Below are 6,279 nucleotides of genomic sequence, written 5' to 3'. Positions count from 1 at the left end.
GAACAACTGGAAGGCCGGCAGCAAGGCCTGAAGCTCGGCCGGCTGGTCGCCCGGCTGGCCCGGCATGCCGTCGAAGCCCGAGGCGATCTCCTGCAGGCACAGGACGTCGAAGTCGGCCATCGCGCGCGCTCCGTCGACGATGCGCCGGGGGCTGACGACGCCGTCGACGCCGCAGCACCATTGGGTGTTCCAGGTCACGAGTTTCATTTGATGCCGGCCCTCATGAAGCTCTGCACGAACTGTCGCTGAAAGAGCAGGAAGGCGATCAGCAACGGCGCCGAGGTCATCAACGTGGCGGCCGTAATGACCGACCAGTCGACGCCCTGGTCGACCGAGGAGAACACCTGCAGCCCCACCGTCAGCGGCCGTGCGTTGACGCTGTTGGTGATGATCAGCGGCCAGAGGAAATTATTCCAGTGGAAGCTCACCGACACCAGCGCAAAGGCGGTGTAGACCGGCCGGGCGAGCGGCACGTAGACACGCCACAGCGTCTGCATTGCGCTCGCGCCCTCGACCCGCGCCGCCTCGTCGAGCTCCTTCGGGATGCCCATGAAAGTCTGGCGCAGCAGGAAGATCGCGAAGGCCGAGGCGAAGTAGGGCAGGCCGATGGCCAGCAGCGTGTCGACCAGGCCGAGCCTCGCCATGGTCCTGTAGTTCTCGACCAGCAGGATGTCCGGCATGATCATCAGCTGCACCAGCACCAGGGCGAATGCGATGCCTCGGCCCTTGAACTCGTAGCGCGCGAAGGCATAGGCCGCGAGCGTGCCGAGCACCAGCTGCACCACCAGCACCATCGCGACCAGCAGCGTGGTGTTGAGGAAATAGCGCGCGAAGGGCGCGGCTTCCCAGGCGCGGCRGAAGTTGTCCAGCGTGAGCGGCGCCGCCAGCGCGAAGCGCGTCGAGTACTCGGCCGGATGGAAGGCGGTCCACACTGCGTAGGCCAGCGGCAGGATCCACAGCAGCGCTAACAGCCAGGCGGCCAGCGTGTCGAGTAGCGTGGGTTCGTTGTAGGCCAGGCGCTGAGCGGGCGCACTCATTTGTAGTGCACCTTCTTGTCGAGCACGAAGAACTGGAACAGCGCGAGTCCCGCCAGCACCACCACCAGCACCACCGTGATCGCCGAGGCGTAGGCCGTGTCCCAGAAGCTGAATCCCACCTCGTACAAGTGGTAGAGCAGCAGGATCGACGCGTTGTCGGGCCCGCCGCGGGTCAGCACGAACAGGTGGTCGACCATCCGGAAGGCATTGATGAAGGCGTTGACCAGCACGAACAGCGTGGTCGGCATCAGGAGCGGCCACTGCACACGGCGAAAGAAGTACCAGCGCGAGGCGCCCTCGATGGCGGCGGCCTCGCGGAGGCTCGGATTGAGCGTCTGCAGCGCCGCCAGGTAGAAAATCATGAAGAAGCCGGCTTCCTTCCAGATCGCCACCAGAGTCACGGCGCCGAGCGCGGTCGATGGGCTGCCGAGCCAGTTGTGCGAGGGCAGCCCCAGCGCCCCGGTGATCTGCTCGAGCAGGCCGTACTGCGGCGTGTAGAAGAAGAGCCAGATGTTGGCCACCGCGATCATCGGCAGCACCGTCGGCGTGAAATAGGCCATGCGCAGGAAGGCGCGGCCGGCGATCCGCTCGTTGACCCACAGGGCCATCACCAGCGCCAGCGCGATCGACAGTGGAATGGTGGCACCGGCGAACCAGAGGTTGTTGCGCACCGCCTTCCAGAACACCGGGTCGCCGGTCATGACCTGGTAGCTCTCGAGCCCGACCCAGACGCCGGCGCGGCTGCCCTTGGGCGTCGAATAGAAGCTGTCGACCAGCGTCGACACCGCCGGCCAGTACGTGAACGCGACCAGCAGCACCAGCGCCGGCAACAGCAGCAGCCACGCATGCACCGCGTGGCGCACTGCGCTGCCGCCGGCGGCGATGCCGTGTCGGCTCATCGGTTGGCGCCGTGCCTCACTTGAACGAACGCAGGATGCGGTCGGCCTCGCGCTGCGCATCCTGCATGGCTTGCGCCGGCGCCTTGCCGCCGGTCAGGGCGGCCTGCAGGCCGTCGTTGAGCGCCTTGGTCACGCGCTGGTTGTCATGGGTGGAGAACTCGGCCACCGACACCGGCAACTGGTCGCGCGCCACCAGAGCCTGCGGGAAGTCGCGGCCGTACTTGCGCAGCGTGTCGGTCTCGTAGGCGGCCGGCGAGACCGCCACATAGYCGGTGTCCATGCTCCACTGCGCGGCACGCTCGGGCTGGGTGATCCACTTGATGAACTTGAAGGCCGCCTCCTGCTGTGCCGGCGTCGACTTCTTGAACAGGTAGAAGTTGCCGCCGCCGGTCGGCGAGCCCTTGCGCCGGTTGCCCGGGATCATCCCGACGCCGAAGTCGAACTTGGCGTTGGCCTTGATGTTGGTCAGGTTGCCGGTGGTGGTGTAGATGATCGCCGCCTTCTTCTCGAAGAAGTCCTTCGGCGTGGTGCCCCACTCGACCACGCCGGGCGGATGGATGCCGGCCTTGCCGAGATCGACCCAGTACTGCAGCGCCGCGATCACCTTCGGGTCGTCGAACTTGACCTGGGTGCCGGCCTCGTTGGCCAGGATGGTGTCGTTGGGCGTGGTCAGTGTCTGGAACAGCCAGTAGGGGAAGCCGCTCGACGGGATCTGCACCCCCCATTGCGTAACCTTGCCGGAGCCGTCCTTCTTCGTCAGCTTGGTGGCGGCCGCCTTCAACTCGGCCCAGTTGGTCGGCGGCTTCTCGGGATCGAGGCCGGCTTCCTTGAACAGTTCCTTGTTCCAGTACATGACCACGGTCGAGCGCTGGAACGGAATGCCCCAGGTCTTTCCGCCGGTCTGACTGTTCATCATGAAGGCCTTGTAGAAGCCGTTGAGCCAGGCCTTGTCTTCCGCGCTCTTCACGAAGTCGTCGAACGGGACGATCGCTTCCTCGTCGATCAGCGTGAACATGTCGGTCGACAGCAGCACCGAAGTGACCGGCGGCGCGCCCGACTTGTGCGCGGTCAGGGCCTTGACGATGGTCTCCTGGTAGGTGCCGGCGTAGATCGGCGAGACCTTGACGCCCGGGTTCTCCTTCATGAATCCCGCCGCGAAACCATCGATGGTCTTGGCGATTGGGCCGCCGACGGCCACGGGGTAGTAGAACTGCAGGTCCACCGGTGCCTGGGCGTGCACCAGGCCGGTGCCGGTCGCGGCCAGCAGGGGCAGGCCCAGGCCCAGACCCCGGACGAAAGTCTTGCGTTTCATGGTCGTCGTTTCCTCGGGAGTGAAATCAATGATTGCGGCGGCCCGCGGCATCGAAGCCATGGCCATCCTCGGGGGCCCAGCGCAGGCCGACGCGGTCGCCTGGCTCGGCCTGCTGCCGGCCGTCGGTGCGCACCAGCAGGACCTGGCTTCCCACGGCGCAGCGCAGCACCAGGTCGGCACCCAGGTATTCCAGGCTCTGAACCGTGGCGGGGATGCCCGCGGGGTCCAGTGCGATCGCTTCGGGCCGCACGCCGAGGGTTGCGGACTCGAGGCCGGCGGCGACCTCGCTGCCGGCGATGCGGCCGCCCTCGAGTGCCACCAGGTTCATCGCTGGCGTGCCGATGAAGCGGGCCGCGAAGGTGGTCGCGGGGCGGGCATAAAGCTCGCGCGGCATGCCGGCCTGCTCGATGCGGCCGCGGTTCAGCAGCACCACCTGGTCGGCCATGCTCATGGCCTCGGTCTGGTCGTGCGTGACGTAGACCACGGTCAGGCCAAGCTGGCGCTGCAGGTCGCGCAGCTCGCGGCGCATATCCTGGCGCAGTTGGGCGTCGAGGTTCGACAGCGGCTCGTCCATCAGGCAGACCTTGGCCTGGGCCACCAGCGCCCGGCCCAGGGCCACGCGCTGCTGCTGGCCGCCGGAGAGCTGCCCGGGCTTGCGATCCAGCAGGGTGTCGAGGCCCAGCAGGGCCGCAGCCTCGCGCAGCCGGCGCGCGCTTTCGGCTGCCGGTGTCTTGCGCACCGACAAGCCGAAGCCGATGTTCTCGGCCACGCTCAGGTGCGGGAACAGGGCGTAGTTCTGGAACACCATGGCGATCCCGCGTTGGGCGGGCGGCAGCCGGGTGACGTCGCGGCCGTCGATCAGCACCCGGCCCGCGCTGGCGGTTTCCAGCCCGGCCAGGATCCGCAGGGTGGTGGACTTGCCGCAGCCGGAAGGTCCGAGTAGAACGCAGAAGCAGCCGGGCTCGATCCGGAGATTCACCGCGTGCAGGGCGGTGGCGTCGCCCCATGATTTGGCGATGTCGATCAGCTCGATGGAGGACATCGACTCAGTATATGGAGCGCTTGTGACACCCGGTTGCATTGAGGGGTCAGTGTTTTCCTCATCGGGCGGGCTGCAAAAACTTCGCTAAAGTGATCAACGCCTGTTCAGGCTCGCAAACACAAGGAATCTTCATGAGCAAAAAAGTCGCATACGTCACTGGGGGCATGGGGGGCATCGGAACGGCCATTTGCCAGCGCCTGGCCAAGGACGGGTTCACCGTCATCGCCGGCTGCGGCCCCACCCGCGATCACGTCAAATGGTTGGCGGAGCAGAAGGCCGAGGGCTACGAGTTCCATGCCTCGGTCGGAAACGTCGGCGACTGGCAGTCGACCGTCGAGGCCTTCACCAAGGCCAAGGCCGAGCACGGCACCGTCGACGTGCTGGTGAACAACGCGGGCATCACGCGTGACCGCATGTTCCTCAAGATGACGCCGGAAGACTGGAGCTCGGTGATCGAGACCAACCTCAACAGCATGTTCAACGTCACCAAGCAGGTGGTCGGCGACATGGTCGAGAAGGGCTGGGGCCGCATCATCAACATCAGTTCGGTCAACGGCGCCAAGGGCCAGGCGGGCCAAACCAACTACTCGGCCGCCAAGGCCGGCATGCACGGCTTCACGATGGCCCTGGCGCAGGAACTGGCGGCCAAGGGCGTGACCGTCAACACGGTCAGTCCGGGCTACATCGGCACCGACATGGTGAAGGCGATCCGCCAGGAAGTGCTCGACAAGATCATCGGCACCATCCCGGTCAAGCGCCTGGGCGAGCCGAGCGAGATCGCCTCTATCATCGCGTGGCTGGCGACGGACGAAGGTGGCTATTCCACCGGGGCCGATTTCTCGGTCAACGGTGGGCTTCACATGCACTGAGGAGCGCCCCGGGCAAGACCACGAGGAAACCCGCTACGGCGGGTTTTTTCATTTGCGCGAAGCCTTCGTCGGCCTCTGTCTCCCAATCAAACACATCACAACCAGGAGATCCCCGCATGACTCCCTCACCGACGCCGGACGTGCCGGCAAAGAAGCTCCCGCTCTACCGGTCGCTGTACGTTCAGGTCATCACCGCCGTGATCATCGGCGTGCTGCTCGGGCACTTCTATCCCTCGGTCGGCGAGACCATGAAGCCGCTCGGCGACGGCTTCATCAAGCTGATCAAGATGATGATCGCGCCGATCATCTTCTGCACCGTGGTGGTCGGCATCGCGGGCATGGAGGACATGAAGAAGGTCGGCAAGACCGGCGGCCTGGCGCTGCTGTACTTCGAAATCGTTAGCAGCATCGCGCTGGTGGTCGGGCTGGTGCTGGTCAATCTGTTCCAGCCGGGCGCCGGCATGAACATCGACCCGGCCTCGCTCGACACCCGGGCGCTGGCGGCCTACACCGGCCCGGGCAAGATGGAGGGCACGGTCGACTTCCTGCTGCACGTCATTCCCAACACCCTGGTCGACGCCTTCGCCAAGGGCGAGATCCTGCAGGTGCTGCTGATCGCGGTGCTGTTCGGCTTTGCGTTGCATCGCTTCGGCGGCCGCGGCACGCTGATCTTCGACTTCATCGAGAAGGGCTCGCACGTGCTGTTCGTGATCGTCAACTACATCATGAAGCTGGCGCCCATCGGCGCCTTCGGCGCCATGGCCTTCACGATCGGCAAATACGGCATCGGCTCGCTGTTCTCGCTCGGCAAGCTGATGGGCACCTTCTACCTGACTTGCCTGCTGTTCATCTTCGTGGTTCTCGGCACGATCGCCCGGCTGCACGGCTTCAGCATCTGGAAGTTCATCAAGTACATCAAGGAAGAGCTGCTGATTGTTCTGGGCACCTCGTCCTCCGAATCGGTGCTGCCGCGCATGATGGAGAAGATGGAGAACCTGGGCGCCAACAAGACGACCGTCGGCCTGGTGATCCCGACCGGCTATTCGTTCAATCTCGACGGCACCTCGATCTATTTGACGATGGCGGCAGTTTTCATTGCGCAGGCCACCAACACGCCGAT

At 65.4% G+C, this 6,279-nt stretch carries 7 protein-coding genes; 2 read left to right on the top strand and 5 right to left on the bottom strand.

The genetic code is table 11. The annotated features are described in order from the left end of the window. The 5 genes from AC1DY5_RS37825 to AC1DY5_RS37805 all read right to left on the bottom strand — a co-directional run. Positions 1–207: endonuclease/exonuclease/phosphatase family protein (locus tag AC1DY5_RS37825; protein ID WP_478119597.1), on the bottom strand; the 207-nt coding region annotated here is incomplete at its 3' end. Then, the gene (locus AC1DY5_RS37820; RefSeq protein WP_478119596.1) at positions 204–1,037 is read right to left on the bottom strand and encodes a carbohydrate ABC transporter permease; all 834 of its coding nucleotides are present in this window, start codon (positions 1,035–1,037) and stop codon (positions 204–206) included. The genes AC1DY5_RS37820 and AC1DY5_RS37825, both read right to left, overlap by 4 nt. After that, positions 1,034–1,936 carry a carbohydrate ABC transporter permease gene (locus AC1DY5_RS37815; RefSeq protein ID WP_478119595.1) on the bottom strand — a complete coding sequence of 301 codons (903 nt, stop codon included), beginning with the start codon at positions 1,934–1,936 and terminating at the stop codon, positions 1,034–1,036. Before AC1DY5_RS37815 ends, AC1DY5_RS37820 begins: the two co-directional genes overlap by 4 nt. 16 nt (positions 1,937–1,952) lie before the next feature. Further along, positions 1,953–3,248 (bottom strand): ABC transporter substrate-binding protein, encoded by a 1,296-nt coding sequence (locus AC1DY5_RS37810; protein WP_478119594.1) that lies wholly within the window; start codon positions 3,246–3,248, stop codon positions 1,953–1,955. A gap of 25 nt (positions 3,249–3,273) precedes the next feature. Then, a complete protein-coding gene (locus AC1DY5_RS37805; protein ID WP_478119593.1) occupies positions 3,274–4,290 on the bottom strand; it encodes an ABC transporter ATP-binding protein in 1,017 nt (338 codons plus the stop codon). A 131-nt stretch (positions 4,291–4,421) separates the two neighbouring features. Here AC1DY5_RS37805 and phbB point away from each other — a divergent pair, with 131 nt between their 5' ends. Beyond that, a complete protein-coding gene (phbB, locus tag AC1DY5_RS37800; protein WP_478119592.1) occupies positions 4,422–5,159 on the top strand; it encodes an acetoacetyl-CoA reductase in 738 nt (245 codons plus the stop codon). A 116-nt stretch (positions 5,160–5,275) separates the two neighbouring features. Continuing rightward, positions 5,276–6,279 (top strand): C4-dicarboxylate transporter DctA (gene dctA, locus AC1DY5_RS37795; RefSeq protein WP_478119591.1); only part of this gene is annotated, 1,004 nt, incomplete at its 3' end.

This window comes from Variovorax sp. P4_D9, assembly GCF_056401695.1.
Note: the sequence above shows the minus strand (reverse complement) of the source record. Positions and strands in the feature narration are given on the sequence as shown.

Excerpts from the sequence above, each read along its gene's own strand:
- AC1DY5_RS37815 (WP_478119595.1), bottom strand. The coding sequence starts at position 1,936 with ATGAGCCGACACGGCATCGCCGCCGGCGGCAGCGCAGTGCGCCACGCG.
- AC1DY5_RS37805 (WP_478119593.1), bottom strand. The coding sequence starts at position 4,290 with ATGTCCTCCATCGAGCTGATCGACATCGCCAAATCATGGGGCGACGCC.
- phbB (WP_478119592.1), top strand. The coding sequence starts at position 4,422 with ATGAGCAAAAAAGTCGCATACGTCACTGGGGGCATGGGGGGCATCGGA.